The organism is Gilvimarinus gilvus (assembly GCF_030518155.1).
GTDB lineage: Bacteria > Pseudomonadota > Gammaproteobacteria > Pseudomonadales > Cellvibrionaceae > Gilvimarinus > Gilvimarinus gilvus.
In genome coordinates this window covers 1-386 of sequence record NZ_JAULRU010000661.1, presented here as the reverse complement: position 1 = coordinate 386, position 386 = coordinate 1, and the positions used below count along the sequence as shown (strand labels likewise).

Annotated in this window: 1 protein-coding gene; it reads left to right on the top strand. The window is 68.7% G+C overall.

The genetic code is table 11. The features are described 5' to 3' along the window. Positions 1 to 18: 18 nt before the first annotated feature. Positions 19 to 386: hypothetical protein (locus QWI17_RS16695; protein ID WP_302723662.1), on the top strand; the 368-nt coding region annotated here is incomplete at its 3' end.

Here is a 386-nt window from a genome sequence, read left to right as displayed (position 1 = left end):
AACCTTCAAGCGCCACAAGTGCCCGCCACCGACCACCTGCTCGACGCCTGGCTGGCAGCCTTGCAGGCAGCCAACCGCCCGGACTGCAGCGAGCAGCAACGCCAAGCCTTCCGCCAAGCCTGGCCGCCTGCCCACCAACCGCTGGTACCGTTGCTCGATGAGCATGGCCAGGGCATCAGCAATGTCCTGCTGCTGGGCGACGGTAGCCTGCTGGCGCGCATCGGCATGCCGCACGAAAAAGGCCAGGTGCTGCGTATCGATCGCCATGGGGTCACCCCGGTGATCGGCGTCGAGTGCTTCGGCCGCTGCCCGGCCCGCCGCTACTTTGCCCTGGGCAATGCCGAAGGCGTCCGGGTGACCGCTGGCTGGGGCGGCCCGCAGGTACA